This window comes from Mycobacterium sp. WMMD1722 (genome assembly GCF_049315205.1).
In the GTDB taxonomy this organism is placed as follows: domain Bacteria; phylum Actinomycetota; class Actinomycetes; order Mycobacteriales; family Mycobacteriaceae; genus Mycobacterium.
In genome coordinates this window covers 823789-844402 of record NZ_CP186056.1, presented here as the reverse complement: position 1 = coordinate 844402, position 20614 = coordinate 823789, and the positions used below count along the sequence as shown (strand labels likewise).

24 protein-coding genes are annotated in these 20614 nt (G+C 70.3%); 11 read left to right on the top strand and 13 right to left on the bottom strand.

Features of this window, described 5'->3' with window-relative positions:
• Positions 1 to 47 precede the first annotated feature (47 nt).
• Positions 48 to 2222, top strand: a complete 2175-nt coding sequence (gene malQ / locus ACN27E_RS03780) for a 4-alpha-glucanotransferase (RefSeq protein ID WP_422746675.1) — start codon at positions 48 to 50, stop codon at positions 2220 to 2222.
• 79 nt (positions 2223 to 2301) lie between these two features.
• Positions 2302 to 2706 carry a hypothetical protein gene (locus ACN27E_RS03775; RefSeq protein WP_422746673.1) on the top strand — a complete coding sequence of 135 codons (405 nt, stop codon included), beginning with the start codon at positions 2302 to 2304 and terminating at the stop codon, positions 2704 to 2706.
• Between the two features lie 4 nt (positions 2707 to 2710).
• On the opposite strand, the gene ACN27E_RS03770 is transcribed toward ACN27E_RS03775, so the two are convergent.
• The 4 genes from ACN27E_RS03770 to ACN27E_RS03755 form a co-directional block, all read right to left on the bottom strand.
• Positions 2711 to 3496, bottom strand: coding sequence for an SDR family NAD(P)-dependent oxidoreductase (locus ACN27E_RS03770; protein WP_422746672.1), 786 nt, complete (start codon positions 3494 to 3496; stop codon positions 2711 to 2713).
• A 48-nt stretch (positions 3497 to 3544) separates the two neighbouring features.
• Positions 3545 to 3979, bottom strand: a complete 435-nt coding sequence (locus ACN27E_RS03765; RefSeq protein ID WP_422746670.1) for an SRPBCC family protein — start codon at positions 3977 to 3979, stop codon at positions 3545 to 3547.
• Positions 3980 to 4045: 66 nt separating this feature from the next.
• Positions 4046 to 4891 carry a lysophospholipid acyltransferase family protein gene (locus tag ACN27E_RS03760; RefSeq protein WP_422746669.1) on the bottom strand — a complete coding sequence of 282 codons (846 nt, stop codon included), beginning with the start codon at positions 4889 to 4891 and terminating at the stop codon, positions 4046 to 4048.
• Positions 4892 to 4957: 66 nt separating this feature from the next.
• The gene (locus tag ACN27E_RS03755) at positions 4958 to 5302 is read right to left on the bottom strand and encodes a hypothetical protein (RefSeq protein WP_422746667.1); all 345 of its coding nucleotides are present in this window, start codon (positions 5300 to 5302) and stop codon (positions 4958 to 4960) included.
• A 48-nt stretch (positions 5303 to 5350) separates the two neighbouring features.
• Here ACN27E_RS03755 and ACN27E_RS03750 point away from each other — a divergent pair, with 48 nt between their 5' ends.
• From ACN27E_RS03750 to ACN27E_RS03740, 3 genes are read left to right on the top strand one after another with little or no spacing between them, the layout of a single operon-like run.
• Positions 5351 to 6775 carry a serine/threonine-protein kinase gene (locus tag ACN27E_RS03750; protein ID WP_422746665.1) on the top strand — a complete coding sequence of 475 codons (1425 nt, stop codon included), beginning with the start codon at positions 5351 to 5353 and terminating at the stop codon, positions 6773 to 6775.
• The gene (locus ACN27E_RS03745) at positions 6772 to 7647 is read left to right on the top strand and encodes an LLM class F420-dependent oxidoreductase (protein ID WP_422746663.1); all 876 of its coding nucleotides are present in this window, start codon (positions 6772 to 6774) and stop codon (positions 7645 to 7647) included. The genes ACN27E_RS03750 and ACN27E_RS03745 overlap by 4 nt, the downstream gene beginning before the upstream one ends.
• Positions 7644 to 8138 carry a nuclear transport factor 2 family protein gene (locus tag ACN27E_RS03740; RefSeq protein WP_422746662.1) on the top strand — a complete coding sequence of 165 codons (495 nt, stop codon included), beginning with the start codon at positions 7644 to 7646 and terminating at the stop codon, positions 8136 to 8138. Before ACN27E_RS03745 ends, ACN27E_RS03740 begins: the two co-directional genes overlap by 4 nt.
• On the opposite strand, the gene ACN27E_RS03735 is transcribed toward ACN27E_RS03740, so the two are convergent.
• Genes ACN27E_RS03735 through ACN27E_RS03725 form a run of 3 tightly spaced genes read right to left on the bottom strand, consistent with a single transcriptional unit; the run spans position 8065 to position 10129 of the window.
• A complete protein-coding gene (locus ACN27E_RS03735) occupies positions 8065 to 8580 on the bottom strand; it encodes an NUDIX domain-containing protein (protein WP_422746660.1) in 516 nt (171 codons plus the stop codon). The genes ACN27E_RS03740 and ACN27E_RS03735 overlap by 74 nt on opposite strands.
• Before the next feature lie 10 nt (positions 8581 to 8590).
• The gene (locus ACN27E_RS03730) at positions 8591 to 8782 is read right to left on the bottom strand and encodes a hypothetical protein (RefSeq protein ID WP_422746659.1); all 192 of its coding nucleotides are present in this window, start codon (positions 8780 to 8782) and stop codon (positions 8591 to 8593) included.
• Positions 8783 to 8815: 33 nt separating this feature from the next.
• Positions 8816 to 10129 carry an NAD(P)/FAD-dependent oxidoreductase gene (locus ACN27E_RS03725; RefSeq protein WP_422746658.1) on the bottom strand — a complete coding sequence of 438 codons (1314 nt, stop codon included), beginning with the start codon at positions 10127 to 10129 and terminating at the stop codon, positions 8816 to 8818.
• Between the two features lie 34 nt (positions 10130 to 10163).
• Here ACN27E_RS03725 and ACN27E_RS03720 point away from each other — a divergent pair, with 34 nt between their 5' ends.
• On the top strand, positions 10164 to 10871 hold the full coding sequence (locus tag ACN27E_RS03720; protein WP_422746657.1) for a hypothetical protein: 708 nt from the start codon (positions 10164 to 10166) through the stop codon (positions 10869 to 10871).
• A 2-nt stretch (positions 10872 to 10873) separates the two neighbouring features.
• Here the strand turns inward: ACN27E_RS03720 and ACN27E_RS03715 are convergent, their stop codons facing one another.
• Positions 10874 to 11431: a type 1 glutamine amidotransferase domain-containing protein gene (locus ACN27E_RS03715; RefSeq protein ID WP_422746656.1), complete on the bottom strand. Its 558-nt coding sequence runs from the start codon at positions 11429 to 11431 to the stop codon at positions 10874 to 10876.
• A gap of 85 nt (positions 11432 to 11516) precedes the next feature.
• Between ACN27E_RS03715 and ACN27E_RS03710 the strand changes: the two genes are divergently transcribed.
• Positions 11517 to 12296: an SGNH/GDSL hydrolase family protein gene (locus ACN27E_RS03710; protein ID WP_422746655.1), complete on the top strand. Its 780-nt coding sequence runs from the start codon at positions 11517 to 11519 to the stop codon at positions 12294 to 12296.
• A 28-nt stretch (positions 12297 to 12324) separates the two neighbouring features.
• Here the strand turns inward: ACN27E_RS03710 and ACN27E_RS03705 are convergent, their stop codons facing one another.
• The 3 genes from ACN27E_RS03705 to ACN27E_RS03695 form a co-directional block, all read right to left on the bottom strand.
• Positions 12325 to 12888, bottom strand: coding sequence for a hypothetical protein (locus tag ACN27E_RS03705; RefSeq protein ID WP_422749583.1), 564 nt, complete (start codon positions 12886 to 12888; stop codon positions 12325 to 12327).
• 84 nt (positions 12889 to 12972) lie between these two features.
• Positions 12973 to 13167, bottom strand: a complete 195-nt coding sequence (locus ACN27E_RS03700; protein WP_422746654.1) for a hypothetical protein — start codon at positions 13165 to 13167, stop codon at positions 12973 to 12975.
• A 57-nt stretch (positions 13168 to 13224) separates the two neighbouring features.
• Positions 13225 to 14028: a nuclear transport factor 2 family protein gene (locus ACN27E_RS03695; RefSeq protein ID WP_422746653.1), complete on the bottom strand. Its 804-nt coding sequence runs from the start codon at positions 14026 to 14028 to the stop codon at positions 13225 to 13227.
• Positions 14029 to 14095: 67 nt separating this feature from the next.
• Here ACN27E_RS03695 and ACN27E_RS03690 point away from each other — a divergent pair, with 67 nt between their 5' ends.
• The 3 genes from ACN27E_RS03690 to ACN27E_RS03680 are packed head-to-tail and all read left to right on the top strand — an operon-like array spanning position 14096 to position 16654.
• Positions 14096 to 14473: a hypothetical protein gene (locus tag ACN27E_RS03690; protein ID WP_422746652.1), complete on the top strand. Its 378-nt coding sequence runs from the start codon at positions 14096 to 14098 to the stop codon at positions 14471 to 14473.
• Positions 14474 to 14524: 51 nt separating this feature from the next.
• Positions 14525 to 14947 carry a hypothetical protein gene (locus tag ACN27E_RS03685; RefSeq protein ID WP_422746651.1) on the top strand — a complete coding sequence of 141 codons (423 nt, stop codon included), beginning with the start codon at positions 14525 to 14527 and terminating at the stop codon, positions 14945 to 14947.
• A gap of 42 nt (positions 14948 to 14989) precedes the next feature.
• Positions 14990 to 16654 carry an acyl-CoA synthetase gene (locus ACN27E_RS03680; RefSeq protein ID WP_422746650.1) on the top strand — a complete coding sequence of 555 codons (1665 nt, stop codon included), beginning with the start codon at positions 14990 to 14992 and terminating at the stop codon, positions 16652 to 16654.
• 125 nt (positions 16655 to 16779) lie between these two features.
• Here ACN27E_RS03680 and ACN27E_RS03675 read toward each other — a convergent pair whose 3' ends face one another.
• A complete protein-coding gene (locus ACN27E_RS03675; protein WP_422746649.1) occupies positions 16780 to 17394 on the bottom strand; it encodes a hypothetical protein in 615 nt (204 codons plus the stop codon).
• Between ACN27E_RS03675 and ACN27E_RS03670 the strand changes: the two genes are divergently transcribed.
• Positions 17384 to 18586 (top strand): PGRS repeat-containing protein, encoded by a 1203-nt coding sequence (locus ACN27E_RS03670; RefSeq protein WP_422746648.1) that lies wholly within the window; start codon positions 17384 to 17386, stop codon positions 18584 to 18586. The genes ACN27E_RS03675 and ACN27E_RS03670 overlap by 11 nt on opposite strands.
• A gap of 12 nt (positions 18587 to 18598) precedes the next feature.
• Here ACN27E_RS03670 and ACN27E_RS03665 read toward each other — a convergent pair whose 3' ends face one another.
• Positions 18599 to 20350 (bottom strand): AMP-binding protein, encoded by a 1752-nt coding sequence (locus ACN27E_RS03665; protein ID WP_422749581.1) that lies wholly within the window; start codon positions 20348 to 20350, stop codon positions 18599 to 18601.
• Positions 20351 to 20614: the final 264 nt, after the last annotated feature.

The following is a 20614-nucleotide window of genomic DNA, read 5'->3' as shown; positions in this document are numbered from 1 at the left end:
CCGAGGCGGGAATGCCGTCGCACGCCGGTCCCGGCAGGATGGCGGTCATGACTGCCGACACGCCGCTGTCTCCCGCGCTGGTCGAACTGGCTGATCGCCACGGCGTGGCCACCCACTACGAGGACTGGAGCGGCGCGACGGTGGCAGCGCCCGAATCGACCCTGGTGGCGGTGCTGGCCGCGCTCGGGGTGCCGGCGGGCGACGAGGATGAGCGCACCGCGGCGCTGACCGCCGACCGCCGGCGCCACTGGCAGCGGTCGCTGCCCCCGACGATCGTCGCCCGCCGCGGGTCGGCCACCCCGTTCTGGGTGCATGTCACCCACGGCGATGCCGTCGATTTGTCGGTGCAGCTGGAGGACGGTTCGATCCGCACCGGTCTACGCCAGCTCACCAACGACACACCACCGTTCGACCTCGATGGCCGCCTGGTCGGTGAGGCCAGCTTCGAACTGCCCGCCGACCTCCCCCTCGGCTACCACCGGGTGCGCCTGCGGGTCGGATCGTTCGAGACCGACACCGCGCTGATCGTCACCCCGGACCGGCTGGCCTTGCCCCCGCGCCTCGGGGAACGACGTAGCTGGGGGTTGTCCACCCAGCTCTACAGCGTCCGCTCGCGGGATTCGTGGGGCGTCGGCGACCTCACCGACCTCACTGACCTCGCCGTATGGTCGGCGACCCGGCACGGCGCGGGCTTCATCCTGGTCAATCCGTTGCACGCCGCGGTCCCGACCGCTCCGATGGAGCCTTCGCCGTACTTGCCGACCTCGCGGCGCTATGTGAACCCGCTGTATCTGCGGCCCGAGGCGGTCGCCGAGTTCGCCGGGCTGCGTCACCGGGGCAAGCTGCGCCGATTGCGGACCGAGGTCCAGTCGCGCGCCGCCCGCAAAGACCTCGTCGACCGCGATGCCGCCTGGCGCGCCAAGCGGGCCGCGCTGGAGGCGGTGTACCGGGTCGAGCGCTCGGCGGGCCGGGAATTGGCCTACGCCGGGTACCGGCATCGCGAGGGGCGCAGCCTCGACGATTTCGCGGTGTGGTGCGCCCTGGCCGACAGACATGGCAACGATTGGCACGCCTGGCCGCAGGACCTGCAGCATCCGGCCAGTCCGGCCGTCGCGGCCTTCGCGGCCAAACGCGCCGACGACGTCGATTTCCACCGGTGGCTGCAGTGGCAGCTCGACGATCAGCTGACCCGGGCGCACGCCACCGCGTTGGGTGCGGGAATGGATCTGGGCGTGCTGCACGATCTGGCCGTGGGCGTCGACCCGGACGGCGCCGACGCCTGGGCGTTACAGGACGTCCTCGCACTCGGGGTGACGGCCGGGGCGCCGCCGGACGAGTTCAACCAGCTCGGCCAGGACTGGTCGCAGCCGCCGTGGCGGCCCGATCAGCTGGTGGAACGGGAGTACGAACCGTTCCGTGCGCTGGTCAACGCGGTCCTGCGGCATGCCGGCGGGGTGCGCATCGACCACATCATCGGGTTGTTCCGGCTGTGGTGGATCCCGCGCGGCGCGTCGCCCACCGTGGGCACCTACGTCCGCTACGACCATGAGGCGATGATCGGCATCGTCGCGCTGGAGGCGCATCGCTGCGGTGCGGTGGTGGTGGGTGAGGATCTGGGCACCGTGGAGCCGTGGGTTCGTGAGTACCTCCGCGACCGCGGGTTGCTCGGCACGTCGATCCTGTGGTTCGAACACGACCGCGGACCGGGCGGGACGGGCGGCCCGCTACAAGCCGAACGCTGGCGCCAGGACTGCCTGTCGGCGGTGACGACCCACGATCTGCCCCCGACCGCCGGCTATCTGGCCGGTGAACACGTCCGGCTGCGCGACGAACTGGGCCTGCTGACCCGCCCGGCGGCCGACGAACTGGCCGACGACCGGGCCGCCCAGGCCGCCTGGCTGGCCGAGCTGCGGCGGGTCGGTCTGCTTCCCCCCGACGACGGAGCCGAGACCGACACTGACAGCGTCGTGCTCGCGCTGCACCGCTATCTGGGCCGCACCCCGTCGCGGCTGCTGACCCTGTCGCTGGCCGACGCCGTCGGTGAGTTGCGCGCCCAGAATCAGCCGGGGACCAGCGACGAATATCCGAACTGGCGGATCCCGCTCGGCGGGCCGGACGGCCGGCAGCGGTTGGTGGAGGACGTGTTCGACGACGTCCGCGCCGCCGCGCTCGGCGAGGTGATGCATGCGCTGGTCGATCCCGGCGTCGACCGGCGGATGTAACGCCGGGCGGCCGCGCTCCGGTTTCACATAGGTCACGGCTGCGATATGTTCGCACCGCACCACAACCGACGGAGGCCATGTGAAGAAGCTCGTGATGCTCGGCGCCGGGGTACTGGCCGCCGGATCCGCAGCGGTGATCAGCTCCGCTGTGGCGTTCTCCCAGCCCGGTGGCACCTACAACGTGATCGGTGAGCCCTACGCGAAGGCGCTGGCGATCCTCAAATCGCAGGGTGTCAGCACGGGTTTCGGCGGCTCGTTCGGCAGCGTGCTGCCGCAGGCGCAATGCCTGGTCGACACCCAGAAGGTCACCTCCGGCGGGAAGATGCTGCTCTCCCTCGACTGCTCGCAGGCCGCGGCCGATGCGATCGCCGCGATGGGTCCGGCCGCCGGGCCGCGGGTGGGCAGCAACGGCATCACCACGATCAAGGCCACCCCGGTCGCCCCGCGCCCCGCGCCCGCCGCTCCCCCACCGCCGGCGGGCTGACCGCTCAGCGCGGTCTGGCGATCAGCCGGTTCATCGCCGCTTTGACCGCATCCGGCAGCACGGTGTTGAGCGTCCCGAGCGCCTTGGACATCGCCGAGGCCGCCACCACCTTCTGATCGCCACGCATCATCGCCTCGAAGCCATGCCGGGCCACCTCGGCGGGATCGTCCTTGGGCAGCAGCCCTCCGATCACGGTGTTGTCCATCTCGGCGCGGTCGAAAAAGGCGGTGTCCACCGGGCCGGGCATCAGCGCGGTGACGGTGACGCCGGTGCCGCGCATCTCGTCGTGCAGGGCTTCGGCGAAACTCTGCACGAACGACTTCGACGCGTTGTACATGCTCTGGTACGAGCCGGGCATCGCCGCGACCGTCGACGAGGTGAACAGCACCCGGCCCGCACCCGCGGCGGCCATATCGCTGAGCACCAGCCTGGCCAGGTGGACGGTGGATCTGACGTTGAGGTCGATGATCGACATGTCCTCGTCCAAGTCGCCGTCGATGAACCGGCCCGCGCGGCCGATCCCGGCGTTGAGCGCCGCGGCATCCAGCTGCCGACCGCCCGAGGTGGCCGTCCGGTAGAGCCCGGCGACGCCGTCGGCGGTCCGCAGGTCCGCCTCGACCGCAGTCACCGTCGGTCCGAGAGCCGAGAGTTCCTCGGCCGCACCGTGTATCCGCGGTTCGTCAGCGGCGATCACCAGGTCGTAGCCGTTGGCCGCAAAGAGCTTGGCCAACTCGAATCCGATTCCGGTGGAGGCGCCGGTGACCAGCGCGAGCCTCGTTGAGTCAGCCACCCCGGCGGACTACCCGCGACCGATGCCGCCAAACGACGCCGAGCCAGGTCAGCCGTCGACGAGGGTTTTGAGTCGTTTGAGCGTCTCGGACATGTTGCGACCGACCTGCCGGGCCGCGACCCGGTCGGCGAGCAGCCCCAGCAGACCGCCCGGCGCCTCGTAGGAGAGCCGGAACGTCACCTTGGTGCGCCCGTCGGAGGATTCCCGCAGGCGGAACCGTCCGCGCAGAGTGATTCCGGTGATGCCGATCCAGGCCAGGTCCCGCGGCTCGTCGAACTCGACGATCTCCACAAGCCCACCGATCGGCACCGAACCGACCTTCCAGTGGACGGTGAACCGGGAGCCGACGGCCACCGGCCCGTCGGTCGCGGTCTCCCAGCGCTCGAGACTGGCCATGAACTCCGGATAGCAGTCCGGGTTGCTGACCGTCTTCCACACCGTGGCCGGGTCGGCGTCGAGCACGCACCGCCGTTCGAGTCTCATCGGGACCCCTTGCTCTTCGCGCAAGCGCTCATCGGGACACCTTGTTCTTCGCGCAAGCGCTCATCATCAACCCACCAGGGGGAAACGTCGTTCGGCCGCCAGCCGGTCCACCCCGTCCTGCAGGCTGGCCACCACCTTGTCGTTGATGACGTCGTCGTCGGCGCCGGCGATGTCGGACGCGTCGATCGGATCCTGCACCTCGATCACGATCTTGGTCGGCAGCGGAAGCCGGGGGATCAGATCGCTGACCACCAGACCCCACGGTGGGGCCAGCAGGATGGGCACGCTCTTGAGCCGCGCGAGCTTGTCCACCATCAGCAGCTTGGCCAGCCACTGACCGCGGTCGAGGAACAGGGCCGCCTCCTGACCGCCGACGCTGGCGACCGGAACGATCGGCACCCCGGCCTCGCGGGCCAGCTTGACATATCCCTTGCGCCCGCCGAAGTCGACGCGGTGACGCTCCCAGGACGGCCGGAACACCTCGTAGTCGCCGCCCGGGTAGACCAGCAGCGCCGCCCCGGATTCCAGGGCGAGCCTTGCATTCTCGTGATTGGCCGCGACGGTGCCGAATTTCCGCAGCCACCCCAGCCCCGGTGCGGAGACGACCAGGTTGTGCGCGAGTTGGTAGAACGGCCGCTCGACGCCGAAATAGGAGCAGAACGCGAGGGTGAAGACGAACGTGTCGGGCGGGATGTTGCCGCCACTGTGGTTGCCGACCAGCAGGACCGGACCGTCCTTGGGGATGCGGTCGAGCCCGCGCACGTCGGCCCGGAAGTACAACGACGCCAGCAACCAGGTGCCCGGCAACTGCTCGAGGATGTAATCGGAGTCGCGCTGATCGAGGTCCGCTTTCGGTACCCGGGAGGACACCTGGTGTTTGGCCCACTCGAAGACGTCGCCGATCCCAGCCATGGCACGCGTATTGCCAGCGCGCCGAAAACCGAAACCAGCGTTCCCACAAACCCTGGCGGGGTCGTGCTACCGGTGTTCGGCGAACGGCCACCAGAGGCCGTCGCTGCCGCGCACCCCGTTCGGGGTGTCCATGGCGGCCGTGATCTCGTCGATCTGCTCGTGGCCGAGCGCGACCGGGGCGATGCGCTCACCGGAGCCGTCGACGACGTCGAAGGCGAAGCTCACCGGCAGCGCCGGATGCAACCAGTGGCTGACGGTCGCCTCGGCCCCGTCGGCGCCCGGTTCGGTGGTGGTGAGGAAGAAGCCCTTACCCGTGGCGAACCGCGCCGCGGTGGCCGCCTGCAGGTGCGCCAGGAACTCGTTGGTGAAGGTGCCGGCCAGCGGTTGCCCGCCTACGTGAACCGTTGCCACCGATCCGCCTTTCTGCTCAGGTCGAACGCCGGTCGGTACTATCGCGCCATGCCGTTGGCCGAGGGGGCGACGTTCGCGGGTTACACCGTCGTGCGACAGCTGGGTTCGGGCGGTATGGGCGAGGTCTACCTCGTCCAGCATCCGCGACTCCCCCGGTTAGACGCGTTGAAGGTGCTGCCCGCGACCGTATCAGCGGACGCGGCCTACCGAGAGCGGTTCCACCGCGAAGCCGATATCGCTGCGACACTGTGGCACCCCCACATCGTCGGCGTGCACGACCGCGGGGAATTCGACGGGCAGCTGTGGATCTCGATGGATTTCGTCGACGGCACCGACGCCGCCGGTGAACTGCGCGACCGGTACCCCGACGGGATGCCGCCGGCCGAGGCGCTGGCGATCGTGCGTGCCGTCGCCGACGCGCTGGACTACGCCCACCAGCGCGACCTGCTGCACCGCGACGTCAAACCCGCCAACATCCTGCTGGGCCAGGGCGGGTCCGGTGAGCGCCGAATCGCGTTGGCCGACTTCGGTATCGCACGCTGGGTGAACGACATCAGTGGCCTGACCGAGACGAACATGACGGTGGGAACGGTCTCCTACGCCGCCCCCGAACAACTGATGGGTGGCGATCTCGACGGCCGCGCCGACCAGTACGCCCTGGCCGCCACCGCCTTCCATCTGCTCACCGGCAGGCCGCCGTTCACCGGCACCAATCCGGCCGTCGTGATCAGCCGACATCTGTCCGCGGCTCCGCCAGCGCCCGGCGAGCACCGCGCCGAACTGGCCGCCGCCGATCCGGTTTTCGCCAGGGCACTGGCCAAGGACCCGGCCGATCGTTTCGAGCACTGCGCCGATTTCGCCCGCGCGCTCGGCCATCATCTGGACGGTGACAGCCCGGCGTCGACCCGGCCGGCACTACCCGCGGCGGGCGGCACCAAGCGGACGCTGAAGAGCCCGGCGGTGCTGATACCGTCCCTACTCGCCGTGCTGTTGGTCGTGGCTGTCGTCGTCGCGGTCGCCGAGTTCCGCCGCGCCGACGATGAACGATCAACGGCGGCAACCGATGCCACCACCGTGACCACCAGCCGGACGCCTACCCCGACCACCAGCGGCGCGCTGTCACCCACCGCGGTCGCGCCGCCGCCGGCCCCCGCCACCACCGAAACACCCACCATCACGACCACCTCGACCGCGCCGGCGGTCGCCGTCGTGGGCTCCGCCTGCGCCACCGTCGGCAGCACCGCCACCACCGCCGACGGCACCACCGCCTACTGCGGGACGCTGCAGTCCACGGGTGCGGCGATCTGGTCGCTCACTCCCGGGGAGATTCCCGATCCGACCGTACTGCCGGGACCCGGCGATGAGGTGTTTCCACCCGAACAGGAGAATCCGGTGCGAGTGTGTATGCAGCAGACCGGGATGACCCGGCGTGAATGCCGTGAGTCGATCCGCCGCGGCAACGGGTTGCCGTGAAATACGCCGTCGTGGCGCCGGTCGGCGCCGGGGTCACCGCCGATCCCGGGTGGATGGCGGCCTTCGCCCGGCACGTCGAGGAATGCAATTTCGAATCCCTCGTGGTGGTCGAGCACACCGTGCTGATGACGCAGTACGCCAGCGTCTATCCCTACGACCGGTCCGGGCGCGTGGAGCTCTCGGCCGATACCCCGGTGCCTGATCCGCTGGACCTGTTGTCGTTCCTGGCTGCGCACACCACCCGGCTCGGGCTGGCCACCGGCGTGCTGGTGCTGCCCAACCACCACCCGGTGGTGCTGGCCAAACGGGTGGCCACGGTCGACGTACTCTCCGGCGGTCGAGTGCGCCTGGCCGTCGGGACCGGCTGGCTGGCCGAGGAGATCGCCGCCTGCGGCACCGATTTCGCCACGCGGGGACGGCGTGCCGACGAACAACTGCAGGTGCTGCGCACCCTGTGGGACGACCACCCCGACGGTGCCTCGTTCCACGGCGAATTCTTCGATTTCGACCATGCCGCGTCGTATCCGAAGCCGGTGGGCCGCATCCCGATCCACATCGGCGGCCACAGCCGCGCGGCAGCCCGGCGGGCGGGCCGCGTCGGGGATGGTCTGCAGCCGCTGGGCGTCGGCGGCGACGACCTGGCCCAGCTGGTCACCGAGATGCGCGCGGCCGCCGAACGCGCCGGGCGGGATCCGGACCTGCTCGAACTGTCCCTGGGTCACGCCGTCGACCGGATCGACGCCACCCGCGCCGAGCGGCTCGCCGAACGGGGAGCTCAGCGTGCGGTCCTGGCGATGCCGCCGGTGACCGAGATCGACCAGGCCACCGACCTGCTCTCCGCATGCGCACAGCGCCTGGGCCTGACGGCATGAGGCTGCCCATCGGCGACCGGTTGGCCCTGGCCGACCTGGTCCACCTGTACGCAGCGGCCGTCGACGACCGCCGCTTCGACGACGTGGTGCGGCTGTTCACCGACACCGCGCAGCTGCGGCTGCCCGATCCGCCGCGCGCCCTGGACCCGGTGCGGCGCCTCGACGGCCACGACGGTGTCCGGGCCGCGATGGCCGCGCTGTCGGACGTCGAGCGCACCGAACACGCGATCGTCGGCGAGGTGTACGCCGAGACACCGGATCCGGACTACGCCCTGGGCCGCATCACCGCCATCGCCCACCACTGGACCCTGACCGAGCGCGGTCCGACCGATCTGGTGTGGCATCTGCGCTACGACGACGAATATCAGCGCACCGCGGCGGGTTGGCGCTTCCACGGGCGGGCGCTCACCGTCAACGCTATCGAGACGTGTGCGACTCGTCGTGTACGCCAACACCTTCGGAGTGACCGCGGACGTCGGGAAGCGCCATGAGCTGGTCGAGCACGGGCTGCTGACTTTTCAGCAGCTTCGTGCGGGCCAAGGCAACCGACATCCAGCCCACCCGGTCGATCTCCGGATACTCGCGCAGGACGCCCGAGCCCTTCGGCCACTCCAGGGTGAAGGTGTTGCTGACGGCGCCCTGCAGGTCGAGCTCACCGTTCACCGCAAAGACCGTCACCACTTTCCCACCGGACTGCCGGATGGGTTGCAGCCGGTGCGGCTCGCCCGGCGGGACCGATTCGCCGATCTCCTCGGCGAATTCGCGCTGGGCCGCCGCCCACGGATCCTCATCGTCGAGGTATTCACCCTTGGGGATGGACCAGGCACCCTCGTCCTTCTTGGCCCAGAACGGTCCCCCCGGATGTCCGATCAACACCTCGACGGTGTCGGCGGAGATCCGGTAGAGCAGCAGCCCCGCACTGAGTTTGGGCACCCGCGCCCGGTCAGTATTTGCGGTCGCCCTCGCTGTCGTCGAAGAACGACCACTGCCCGTCGTCACCCTGGACCTCCATGCGCCAACCCAACTCCGGTTCGGCCTTCTGATCGACGAACCAGGCGTGCGCGTCGTCAGCGCTCTCGATGTCCTTGGTGTCGACGACGTCGCCCTTGGGGTTCAACACACGGTAGGTAGCCATGGCTATCAAGATTCCCCATCTGCGGCCGATTAATCAGTCGGCTTTGGGCATCGGGATGCCCTCGCTGGCCGAGAATCGGGCGTCGTCGGCCGAGGACAGGCCGATGGACACCACCGAACGCGCGAAGAACACGTCGGTCAGATAGGCCAGGGACACCGCCCAGCGGTTGACGAACCGCGGGATGGCGTAGAGGTGGTAGGCCCTGGTGACGGCTTTCGCCGGGAACCCCGACAGCTGCACCCCCAGCGGATTGGCCACCGCATTGCGCGGGCCGAGGTCCACGACCAGACCCATGTTGCGGTGCTTGTAGAGCTTCTTGGTGCCGTATCCCAAGCTGGCTGCCACGTTGCGCGCCAGCGTCTTTCCCTGCCGAGTGGCGTGCTGCGCAGTCGGCGGGGTGATGGCACCGGGGTCGGTGAGATCGGGCACCGCGGCAGCGTCCCCGGCGGCGAAGACATTCGGGTGGCCGGGCACCTGCAGGTCGGCGTCCACCTTCAGCCGGCCGCGCTCGGTGGGCAGGCCGAGCTTCTCGATCAGGGGGGCGCCGGTCACCCCGGTCACCCAGGCGACCGTATGGGTGTCGATCCGGGATCCGTCGGTGAGCACGACATGGTCGGCGTGCACCTCCTCGAGGGTCACTCCCAGCCGGACGTCCACACCGCGGGCGTGCAGCACCCCTTGGGCGGCCTCGCCCAGCCGCTCCCCCACCTCGGGCATCACCTGTTCGGCGAGGTCGAGCAGCACGAAACGCACGCTGTGCGCGTCGAACCCCATCTGCTGGGCGGCCGCGTCGGCCAGCGCACGCAGCTGCAGCGCGAGTTCGGTTCCCGAGTACGAAGCGCCGACCACCACGATCGTGCGTCGGGCGGCGGCGAGCGCGGGATCGGTGTCGATCTTGGCCAGCTCGAGCTGGTCGAGCACGTGATCGCGAAGATAGAGCGCCTCGGCGGTGGATTTCAGCCCCCTGGCGTGCTCGGCGAGTCCGGGGACGTCGAACAGCTTGGTCACCGAACCGGGCGTGAGCACGAGGCGGTCCCACGTTCTGGTGTGCGTCCGGTTCTCCGGGTCGACGAAGCTGACCGTGCGCGCGTCGAAGTCGACGTCGTCGACGCGGCCCCGGACCACGTCGACCCCCCGCAGCGCGTTGGCCAGCGGAATCGTCACGAAGCGGGCGTCGACCAGACCGCCCGCGACATCGGGCAGCAACGGGGTGTAGAGCATGTAGTCGACCGGCGAGATGAGCGTGATGTCGACCGAGTCCCCGCCCGGCCGGCGCAGCCGGCGGGCCAGATGCCGCGCGCACTCGAACCCGGTGAAACCGCTGCCTACTATCACCACAGACGTCACCGGCCCCACCTTACGCAGCGGATGGAATGCTGGTGTGGTGACGCATCCCGGCCGGCAGCAGCGTCGCGAGTCGATGCGACTGCTGCGCACGCTGTTCGTCACGCTGCCCCGGCTGGTCGTGCGCCGCCGAGTGACGGTACAGCTCAACGAGGGTGAGTTGAGCGCCACGGTCACCGCCTTCGATCCGCGGCTGGACGTTCGAACGCTGCCCAGCGGGAACCTCGGTGACGTCCGTATCGCCGCCCGGGACGTGCGGTTCAACGACAGCCGCTTCGACCGGGCCGAGATCGTCCTGCGCGGCGTGCATCTGCGCCCCGCGGTGGCACCGGTGCTGTCGGCGGCTCCGGTGGAAGCGACCGTCCACGTCCACGCGGACCGGCTGCACGAGTTGTTCCGTTGGGCCGCACCACGTCTGGCCGGCGAGGTGGGCGCCGACGCGGTCGCGCGGCTGCGCTGGGCCCGGCACCCCGGCCTGGGCCACCTCGAGGTCGACGCGCGTCTGGACGGAGCGACGCTGTGCCTGCAGCCCAGGGCGGTGACGATGCGCCGCGCCCGCTGGGAGCTGCCGCAGCGCACTCCCGCCTACCGGGTTCAACTGCCCGAGCTGCCCCGGGGGCTGCAGGTGACCGGGATCGCGTTCGCGCCCGATCTGGTCGCGGTGAGCGCGACGCTGCCGCGCTGGCAGGTGCAGATGCCGCGTACCCGGCTCGAGCACCTGCTGGCCCAGCTGCGGCTGCGCTGACCTCAGGTGTGCGCCGGGGTGGTGGCGAACTGGTCGGTGATGGCCTGACAGAACGCCGGGAGATCCTGGGGTGACCGGCTGGTGATCAGGTTGCCGTCGATACAGACCTGCTGGTCGACGACGGTGGCGCCGGCATTGCGCAGATCGGTGCGGATACTCGGATACGACGTCAGGGTGCGATCCCGGACGACGTCGGCCTCGACCAGCGTCCAGGGGCCGTGGCAGATCGCGGCCACCGGCTTACCGGAGCGCACGAAGTCGCGCACGAAGCCCACCGCCGATTCGTCGAGGCGCAGCTTGTCCGGATTGACCGTGCCGCCCGGCAGCACCAGTCCGTCGTAGTCCTCGACCGAAGCGTCGGCGACCTTGCGGTCGACGGCGATTTCGCCGGCCGCCTCGAGGTCGTGGTTCATCGCCTGGATCTGTCCGTCCTTGACCGAGAGCACCTCGACGGATCCGCCGGCCTCCTCGATGACCGTTCGCGGCTGTTCGAGTTCGACCTTCTCGACCCCGTCGGCGGCCAGCACGGCGATCCGGCGGCCCTGCAGTTCGTTGGGCATGGGTGGTCATCCCTTCTGTTGACGTCCATCTACTGGCTACCCGCGACGGAGCGTTCGAACCCGTCGCGCTCCGTACGATCACGGGGTGGATTTCGTCGACGGCTACCGCCGTTATGTGGCGCTCGGAGACAGCCAGACGGAGGGCCTCTGGGACACCGACGGCCGGGGCGATCTGCGGGGATTCGCCGATCGGCTTGCCGCGCAGCTCGACTCGCTGTACCCGGGCCTGGAGTACGCCAACCTCGCCGTCCGCGGCCGCCGGATCGACGACGTGTGCCGCGAGCAGCTGCCCGCGGCACTGGCGATGCGGCCGGATCTGATCACCGTCTGCATCGGCATGAACGACGTGACCCGGCCGGGCCGACGGTTCGACAGCGCGCTGGCCGAGCTGGAGGATCTCTACGATCGGTTGGCGCGCTGCGGGGCGACGGTGGTCACCACGACGTTTCCCGACATCGCCCGGATCATCCCGGTGGGCCGGGTGCTGGCGGGCCGGGTGCACCGGATCAACCGCACCATCCGGGTGGCGAGCGCCCACCACCGGTTCCGGCTGGTCGATCTGTACGCGGCCGCCTCGATGACCCAGCCAGGAACCTGGAGCGCCGACCGCGTCCACGGTTCGGCGCGCGGCCATGCGCTGTTCGCCGCGGCGGCGGCCGAAGCGCTGGGGCTGCCGGGCAGCGACCACCGGTGGGCGGCGGCCGACGCGGACGCCGCCCGGCCGACTCCGGCGGCTCGGGCCCGTTCACAGGTGCAATGGACTCAGAATATGCTGATGCCGTGGGTGTGGCGGCACCTGCGCGGGGTGTCTTCCGCGCAGGGACGGGGACCCCGTCGGCCGGCACTGGAACCGGTCAGCGGCTGAGCCGCCACCGCGAGGCGTCGCGTCGTCATCACAGCCCTTTCCAGCTCTCGTCGATCATGTCGCCCACGGGAATCACCTTCGCCTGCTGGGATTCCGGGCTGTCGATCTCCCCGGCGACATGCATGGCGATGAACCGCTTGATCTCCGAGTCGATGTTGCCGATGATGCGGACCACCTCGGCGCGCAACGTCTTCGAGGTGACGTGGATCGAGATGTCGCTGGCGCGTGGCTTCTTCACGTCGAGGATCAACAACAGCGGTTCGGCGGCCAGAGCGGACGCACGCAGCGAGATCTCACCGAACACCACGAACCGCGGTTTGTCGATCCGCAGGTCGACCACCATGTCGATCTCGAGCGGAATGCGGATAGCGAAGGTGATCATCTCGCCGACATGGCGTTTCACCCGCGGCGTCTGCACCTTCACCCGCGCGGTGACCTTCGCCAGACCCCCGGGACCCTGCCCCATCGGGCCCATCTCGAACGCGTCGCCGGCGATCTGCCCGATCGCCTCGCCCACGCGCTCCTCGGTCACGGCGACCTCGAAGAATTTGCGGCCGAATTCCTCATAGGTCATGTACTGGTGGTCAGGCATGGTTCTCATACCGTCTCACGCCGGCGCGGCCACCCGGGGCAACTCGCCGTATCCCGGGACGTATCCCTGCCGCACCCGAGTCGGTCAGTTACCGCCCTGCTGCGCGCGGGCCTCGGCGCCGGTCTGTTCGTCATCGAGGGCGTCGTCGGAGAAGGTGCGGCCCACGTATGTGCCGTCTTCACCGTCGTCGCCGTCCTTGCCGGCTCGCGACGCGGCGACCTTGTCGTCGTCGTCGACGTCCGACTCGCTGTTCTGGTTCTCGTCACTGGGGCTGCTCACCCGGTCGTACTACCCGCCGGACCGGGCGACTAACCGCCGCTCGACGTGTCGGGGCGGTCAGGCGCTCTCATCGTCGAAGTAGCGAATCCTGGTGATGGCGAAGGGGTTCTTCGCCACGTCGGCCAGCAGGACCGCGGCTCCCCGGTCCGACCGCAGCCCGGCAGCCACATGCCGCCCGGCGACGATGACCTTGTGCTCGTCGGCGCCGGTCAGGCGGTCGAGCAGGTCGGCAGCCGGCAGCGGGCGGCTCTCGCCGCGGGTGATGCGGGCGCCCCTGGCCAGTCGCCGCCGCACGGCGACCTCATCTCCGGTCCGCGCATCGGACAGGAACCGGGTGAATTCGCGCCGCCCGGACCGGCCGGCGCCGCGGAATCCGGCGAGGAATCCCCCCGCACCGGTGAGTCCCTGGTTGCGCAGCAGAGCCAGACTCAGAGCGCCCCCGACGGGAACCGCGGCCGGCCCGGCCCGCAGGAACTGGGCGACCATCGCGGGCAACTCCCAGAAGGCCTGCAGCCGAGTGATCTTCAGATCCGAGCCGGTCGGTACGAGGTCGTATCTCAGGACGGCGGGGATGCGCATGCTCACCGCATCCGACATCCGTACCTCCAGCTCGAGATCGCGCACGACGGTGTCGTCGACCACCAGATCCGACCCGCGGTGGAAGGTGATCTCCCTGGGCGCGATGAAGGTGGCGTAGAAGCGGTCGATCTCGGTGGGACCACGATGCGGCCGGGAGCCGACCGGATCCTCGATCTGCGCGTCGAGGGTGTAGAGGCCCACCCAGCCCGCCCGGTCGCGGGCCGCGACCAGCTGCGGCGAACGTTCGACGACGGCAAGCATGTCGGCACGTGCGGGACCCATAGGTCACGCATTATCCCTCCTCGACGGTTCCCGGTGCGGCACCCCGCGCGGTGCGTACCGTGGAGTGATGAGCAACAACGGACCTTTCGGCTTCGATCCGGAGGACCTCGACCGCGTGGCCCGCGAGGCGCTCGAAGGGGTCGGCCGGTTCTTCGCGACGTCCGGTGAGCGCGCGGGCTGGGGTGCGCTGCTCGACGAGCTCGGACGATTCTCCCGGCCCCGTACCGAACCGGAGACCACCGGGGAGACCGGCGACGGGGTGTGGGCCATCTACACCGTCGACGACGCCGGCGGCGCGCAGATCGAGCAGGTGTATCCGAGCGAACTCGATGCGCTGCGGGCCAACAAGAACAACACCGACCCCCGGCGCAAGGTGCGGTTCCTGCCCTACGGCATCGCGGTGAGTGTGCTCGACACGACCGGCCGCGCGGGGACCGAGGAGTAGGCGCCACCGAAAGCCGACCGCGCGGTGACGCCCACGGGCTACTCTTCCCGCATGGTTCGCGAACTCCTCGTCGCCGCGGCGGTCGCCGGCGCCGCCGTCGGCCTTGCGCCGGGCGCGCTCGCCGATCCGTCGAACGATTTCCCCGACGATCCGGGCCGCTACTCGACCGACGTGCCGGGGATGAGCTATGACGCCCATCTGGGCGGCCCCTGCTACAGCTGGGACCGCAACGTGTTCGGCCGCGGCCGCGGTGGAGAACCGTTGCAGTGCAAGTACATCCCGAACCAGTGGCCGCCGGTCTACACCGGGTTCTGGACCACCACCTACGCCCTCTACGGCGTGCAGGACATCGGTGCGCCGTGCCCGAATCCGCAGTCGACGGCCCAGGCTCCGGACGGTAGGCCGCTGCTGTGTGTGGGCTCGCAGGGCTGGCAACCGACGGTGTTGACCGGTAGCGGTCTGCATCCGGCCTGACAGCCGACCATACGCAGAAATGCCCGATGTATGGTCATGCGCATGACGAGCGAGGGCGCGGGTTTCAATCTGTCGGAGGTCTTCGCGACGGTGGCCCGAGCGGTGCCGGAGCAGACCTTCCTGGTCTGGCGCGATCGGCGGCTGAGCTATGCCGACATCGACGCCCGGATCGACGGCGTCGCGCACTATCTGACGTCGCTGGGGCTGGGTTGCCACACCGAACGGACCGCGCTGGCCGGTCACCAGTCCGGCCAGGATCACCTGGGCATCTATCTGCGTAACGGCAACGAGTATCTCGAGGCCATGATCGGCAGCTACCGCGCACGGGTCGCGCCCTTCAACGTCAACTACCGCTACGTCGGCGAGGAGCTGGTCTACCTGCTCTCCGATGCGGGGGCCACGGCGTTGGTCTACGGAGCGGAGTTCGCCCCGCAGGTGGCCGCGGTCCGTGACCAGCTGCCCCAGCTTCAGGTGCTGATCCAGGTCGACGACGGATCCGGTCACCCCCTGCTTCCGGGGGCGGTGGACTACGAGTCGATCATCGCCACCCCGGCGCCGGCCGCCGGGATGCCGACCCCGTCGGCCGACGATCTGTACATCCTCTACACCGGCGGCACCACCGGGATGCCCAAGGGCGTGCTGTGGCGTCAGCACGACATCTTCCTGTCCTCGATGGGCGGGCGCCCCTTCGGCAGCGACACCTTCCTGCAGTCCTACCAAGAGCTCGCCGAGCGGGCGGTGTCCGGCGGCGGGGCGATGGGCCTGCTGATGATCCCGCCGTTCATGCACGGCGCCGCGCAGTGGGCGGCGTACAACACCGTCACGATGGGCGGCAAGATCGCCATCCCCGATTCCGTCGAGCGCCTCGATCCCGCCGACGCGCTGCGGGTGGCCGCCCGCGAACGGGTGCTGAGCATCCCGATGGTGGGCGACGCGGTCGCCCGGCCCCTGCTCGACGAGATCGAGAACGGCGACCACGATCTGTCCGGGCTCGTCACCGTCACCAACGGCGGGGCGCCGCTGTCCCCGACGGTGCGCGAGCGCATCCTCGCGGCGCTTCCCCACGTCATCGTGCTCGATGCGGTGGGCTCGTCCGAGTCGGGCGCGCAGATGAGCACCTATGCCGCCGCCGGTGCCGAAGTCGAGGCTGCGACGTTCAATCCGCAGAGCGACACCGCAGTGGTTTCCGCGGAGTTCGACCGGGTGCTCGGCCCCGGGGAGGGTCCCGGCTGGCTGGCCCGGCGCGATCTGATCCCGCTGGGATATCTCGGTGACGAGGCCAAGACGGCCAAGACGTTCCCGACGATCGACGGGGTGCGTTGGTCGGTGCCCGGCGATCGGGCGAATGTGTTGAGCGACGGTCGGATTCAACTGCTCGGCCGCGATTCGGTGACCATCAACTCCGGCGGCGAGAAGATTTTCGTCGAAGAGGTCGAGCGAGCGATCGCCGCGCATCCCGCGGTGTACGACGTCGTCGTGGTCGGTCGCCCGTCGGAACGCTGGGGCAGTGAGGTCGTGGCCATCGTCCAGTTCGCCGACGGGGCGACGGCATCCGACGAGGAGCTCGTCCAGACGTGCAGCCGTGCGATCGCCCGCTACAAGATCCCCAAGGCGTTCCTGCGGTCACCGAAGATCGTCCGGTCTCCCGCGGGTAAGGCGGACTATCGGTGGGCCAAGGCGCTGGCCACCGACAGCGTCGGCTCCTGAGCCGCTGACGCGATTCGACTAAAATTGTCGCTGGCGTAAGCGCGCGGCGGTAGAGTCCGGCCGGTGGCCGGTAGACACCGTTCGACGCATCGGGTCCGGAAAGCAGCTAAGAGGCGGGCCGGCCGTCACCGCGCGGCGCAGCGTCGCGGCGAGGTCGCGGTCTGGCTCGGCACCGGCGCCGTAGCGTTGGGTGTCGCCGCGTCCCTGTCCAGCGGATCCGGTGTCGCCCACGCCGACACACCCGGTCGCGATTCCGCCCCGGCCGCCGGCAGTGACGCCGGTCCCCCCTCCCGCGTGGAGCGCGGCCACCCCTCGTCGAGCGGCGGGCCGACCCGGACCACCGGGGTCGGCGTCGCCGACGGATCGTCGGCCGGCACGGCATCGGCGTCGTCGACCGCCAGCCGCCATCGACGCGAGGACAGCGCCCGCCCGGCCGCCGATCCGGGCTCGGCGGCCCGGATCACCGCCCGCAGCACCGAACCCTCGCGCAGCGAACGGGCCGAGCGACCGGCCACCTCCATCGCCCTCGCCGGCGCCGGCGTGCAGCGCGGCACCGATGTCCGCACCACGGTGGCGGTCGATGACGGGGCGCCCACCGCCCGCGCGGTCGCGTCCCGCACCACCGCCGAGCGGGTGGGGTCCGCGCCGACGGGCGGCACCGGGATCGCCGCGACGGGCGCCGCCGCCGGGGCGCCGACCACGCCACCCACCGCCGCGACGACGACGACAATGGCGGCCACCGGTTCGGGCACCGCCCGCGCCGGCGACGGTGAAGTGACCGCGCTGGCCGGGGAGGTCGACTTCCTGCTCGTCCTGCCCGGCGTGTTGCTCGAACTCGCCGACCAGTTCCAGACCGTGGTCGCCCCGATCACCATTCTGGACATCCCGATCAGGTTCACCGTCCAAGAGGTCTTCGACGCCTGGGGCGCCAACATGTGGCGCGGGCGGCCGATCATCGGCGACGGCGCGGACGGGACGGCGTCGAGCCCCGACGGCAAAGCCGGCGGCTGGCTGTTCGGCAACGGCGGCGACGGCTACTCACCGCCGCCGGGCTCCGGGGAGAACGGCGGAGACGGCGGCCCGGCCGGATTCATCGGCAACGGCGGCAACGGAGGTCACGGCGCAGCCGGCGGAACGCTGCTGGGGGCCGGCCTCGGCGGCGGTGCCGGCGGCAAGGGTGGGCCGGCGTTTCTGATCGGCTTCGGCGGCACCGGCGGCAACGGCGGAGACGGCGGCAGCGGCTCGCTGTCCCGCGGTAACGGCGGGCCCGGTGGTGACGGCGGCAACGGCGGATTCCTCAGTGGCGGCGGCGGAAACGGCGGAAACGGCGGCGCGGGAGCCTGGGGTGGGGCCGGCGGTGACGGCGGTCAGGTGCTCAGCGTCGGCCTCGGCTACCTGGACGGTGCGTATCAGCCGGGCCTCGTGTCCGGAGGAGCCGGCGGCGCCGGCGGCAGCGGGCTCTCCGGCCCGGGCGGCGACGGCGGCGACGGCGGTCTGGCGATCACCATCGAATACGCCCCGTTGAGCACGGTGCTCAACGCCATCGCCGCCATCTTCGGGACGAACGGCGCGCCCAGCGTCACCGCCGGCGGTCCGGGCGGCGCCGGGGGCGACGGAACCACCGCCGGCGGTACCGGCGGCGCCGGTGGCTCGGCCTTCAACCTGCTCGATCAGGCGACCGACATCCCCGGCATGGCCCGTGGCGGCGACGGCGGACGGGGCGGCAATGCCGCCAACCTGCTCACCATCGGCGGTGCCGGCGGCCGCGGCGGCGACGCGTCGGCTTTCGAGCAGCGGGTCGCCGGCGCCGGCGGCGACGGCGGGGAGGGCCGCCTGCTCGACGGCATCGTCGGCGCCGACGGGCAGACGGCCACACCACCGGTCCTGCTGGATCTGATGATCACCATCCTGCAGGCGCTGTTCACCATCTAGGGTGCTCGGCGGTTACCGGCGATCCACTCGCGTCAGACGCCCCTGCCGGTACAGTTCCGCGCACGATTGCCGGCGCACCTTGCCGCTGGTGGTGATCGGGATCGAACCCGGCCCCACCAACACCAGATCGGCGACCGTGAGACCGTGGGCCTGCGACACCGCGGCGGTGATCTCCCGGGCGACCGCGGCCAACCGGTCGGCCACCTCCGGGTCGTCCGCACCACGCACCTTGACCTCGGCGATGGCGACGAGTTGCTCCACGCCTTCGAACGCAACCCCGATCGCGGCGACGCGGCCCTTGGTGATCTCCGAGATCGTCGCCTCGATGTCGTCGGGGGCGTGGTTGCGGCCGTAGACGATCAGCAGATCCTTGATGCGGCCGACGATGAACAGCTGGCCGTCGGAGCGGAACCCGAGGTCGCCGGTGCGCAACCACGGATCCGAAGGGGTGCCTTCGGAGGGTTCGGCGAGGGTGGCGCGGAAGACCCGCTCGCTGTCCTCGGGCCGGTTCCAGTAACCCATGCCGACGTTGTCGCCGTGCACCCACACCTCACCGGTGGTGCCGTCGCGGCATTCGGTGCGTGACTGCGGATCGACGATCCGCACCATCGGCGAGATCGCCGACAGCGGGTTGTCGTAGCCCACCAGCGGTGTGCCGCTCGCGGATCGCTTCGCGATGCCCTCGGCCAATTCGTCGGGTTCGAAGCCGACGACGTCGGGCGGTGAACCGGGTCGGCACGTCGCCACATAGAGGGTGGCCTCGGCGAGTCCGTAGGACGGCTGAATCACCCGCGGGTCGAGGTTGAACGGGGCGAACCGGTCGGTGAACCGGTTGAGCGTCGTGGGATTCACCCGTTCGGCCCCGCTCTGGATGATGAAGACGTCGCCCAGATCATGGTCGGCCATATCGGCATCGGAGGTCTTGCGTGCCGCCAGCTCGAAGGCGAAGTTGGGCGCGGACGAGAAGGCCTGCGGATGGCCGGCCAGCAACTGCATCCAGCGCGCCGGTCGCTCCAGGAACGCCACCGGGCTGGTGAGTACCGTGGGGAAGCCGCCGTAGACCGGCGTGCAGATGCCCAGCAGCAGACCCAGATCGTGGTAGAAGGGCAGCCACGACACGACGGTCATGTCGGGCGGGGCCACCCCGCCGTGGTCCACCGCGTAGTCGGTGGTGATCTGCGCGATGTTGGTCAGCAGATTCGTGTACGAGATCATCACGCCGGCCGGTCGGCGGGTCGACCCGGAGGTGTACTGCAGATAGGCGATGTCGGGCTGCTCGGCCGGCGGGGTGAGCGCGTCGTAGCGGACCGGGGCGTCCAGATCCAGCAGATCGACCTCCAGGATCGCCGGTGCAGCGGTGCCGAGCTGTGCGGCCACCCGTCCCGCGACATCGGAGGCGACACCGGAGGTGGTGAGGACGGCGGCGGGGGCGGCGTCGGAGAGCACCGAATCGACCCGCTCGTCGGTGACGCCGCCCAGGGGCACCGACAGTGGGACCGCGATGAGTCCCGCCTCCAGGGCCCCCAGGAAGCCGACGATGTAGTCCAGACTCTGCGGTGCGGAGATCACCGCACGGTCGCCGGGCGAGGTGCATCCCCGCAGTTCCCGCGCGACGTTGCACACCCGCCGGTACAGCTGCGGCCACGTGAGGCTTTCCGCGACGCCGTCGCGGTCCGCGTCGTAGTCGAAGAACGTGTAGGCCGTGTCGTCCGGCTGCAGGCTGGCGCGCTCGCGCAGCAGCGCTGGAATCGAAGTCTCGAGCACCTCTGTCACGCGGAGAAAATTACCGCAGGCGTCAACGTCGCATGCTTGAAACCGGAAGTTGGCCCCGCGCCGGCGCGTCGGGCATGTTCGCCATTTCCGTCTGGCCACGTGTCGAGCGCCGCAGGCGCGCGGCCACGATGCTTGACCCGAGCCACCTACGTCTGCGTCAATTGGCGGGTGGCTCAGCTCGCGGGAACCGGTCGGCGAGCGATTCAGCGAACGGCGTGCGCGCTGCCGTGAGGAGATGACGTGACTATCTGCGGG

Coding starts and splice junctions, on each gene's coding strand:
- malQ (WP_422746675.1), top strand. CDS start 48: ATGACTGCCGACACGCCGCTGTCTCCCGCGCTGGTCGAACTGGCTGAT.
- ACN27E_RS03765 (WP_422746670.1), bottom strand. CDS start 3,979: ATGAGACTCGAACGGCGGTGCGTGCTCGACGCCGACCCGGCCACGGTG.
- ACN27E_RS03760 (WP_422746669.1), bottom strand. CDS start 4,891: ATGGCTGGGATCGGCGACGTCTTCGAGTGGGCCAAACACCAGGTGTCC.
- ACN27E_RS03750 (WP_422746665.1), top strand. CDS start 5,351: ATGCCGTTGGCCGAGGGGGCGACGTTCGCGGGTTACACCGTCGTGCGA.
- ACN27E_RS03740 (WP_422746662.1), top strand. CDS start 7,644: ATGAGGCTGCCCATCGGCGACCGGTTGGCCCTGGCCGACCTGGTCCAC.
- ACN27E_RS03730 (WP_422746659.1), bottom strand. CDS start 8,782: ATGGCTACCTACCGTGTGTTGAACCCCAAGGGCGACGTCGTCGACACC.
- ACN27E_RS03715 (WP_422746656.1), bottom strand. CDS start 11,431: ATGCCCAACGAACTGCAGGGCCGCCGGATCGCCGTGCTGGCCGCCGAC.
- ACN27E_RS03705 (WP_422749583.1), bottom strand. CDS start 12,888: ATGCCTGACCACCAGTACATGACCTATGAGGAATTCGGCCGCAAATTC.
- ACN27E_RS03695 (WP_422746653.1), bottom strand. CDS start 14,028: ATGGGTCCCGCACGTGCCGACATGCTTGCCGTCGTCGAACGTTCGCCG.
- ACN27E_RS03690 (WP_422746652.1), top strand. CDS start 14,096: ATGAGCAACAACGGACCTTTCGGCTTCGATCCGGAGGACCTCGACCGC.
- ACN27E_RS03685 (WP_422746651.1), top strand. CDS start 14,525: ATGGTTCGCGAACTCCTCGTCGCCGCGGCGGTCGCCGGCGCCGCCGTC.
- ACN27E_RS03680 (WP_422746650.1), top strand. CDS start 14,990: ATGACGAGCGAGGGCGCGGGTTTCAATCTGTCGGAGGTCTTCGCGACG.
- ACN27E_RS03670 (WP_422746648.1), top strand. CDS start 17,384: ATGGCGGCCACCGGTTCGGGCACCGCCCGCGCCGGCGACGGTGAAGTG.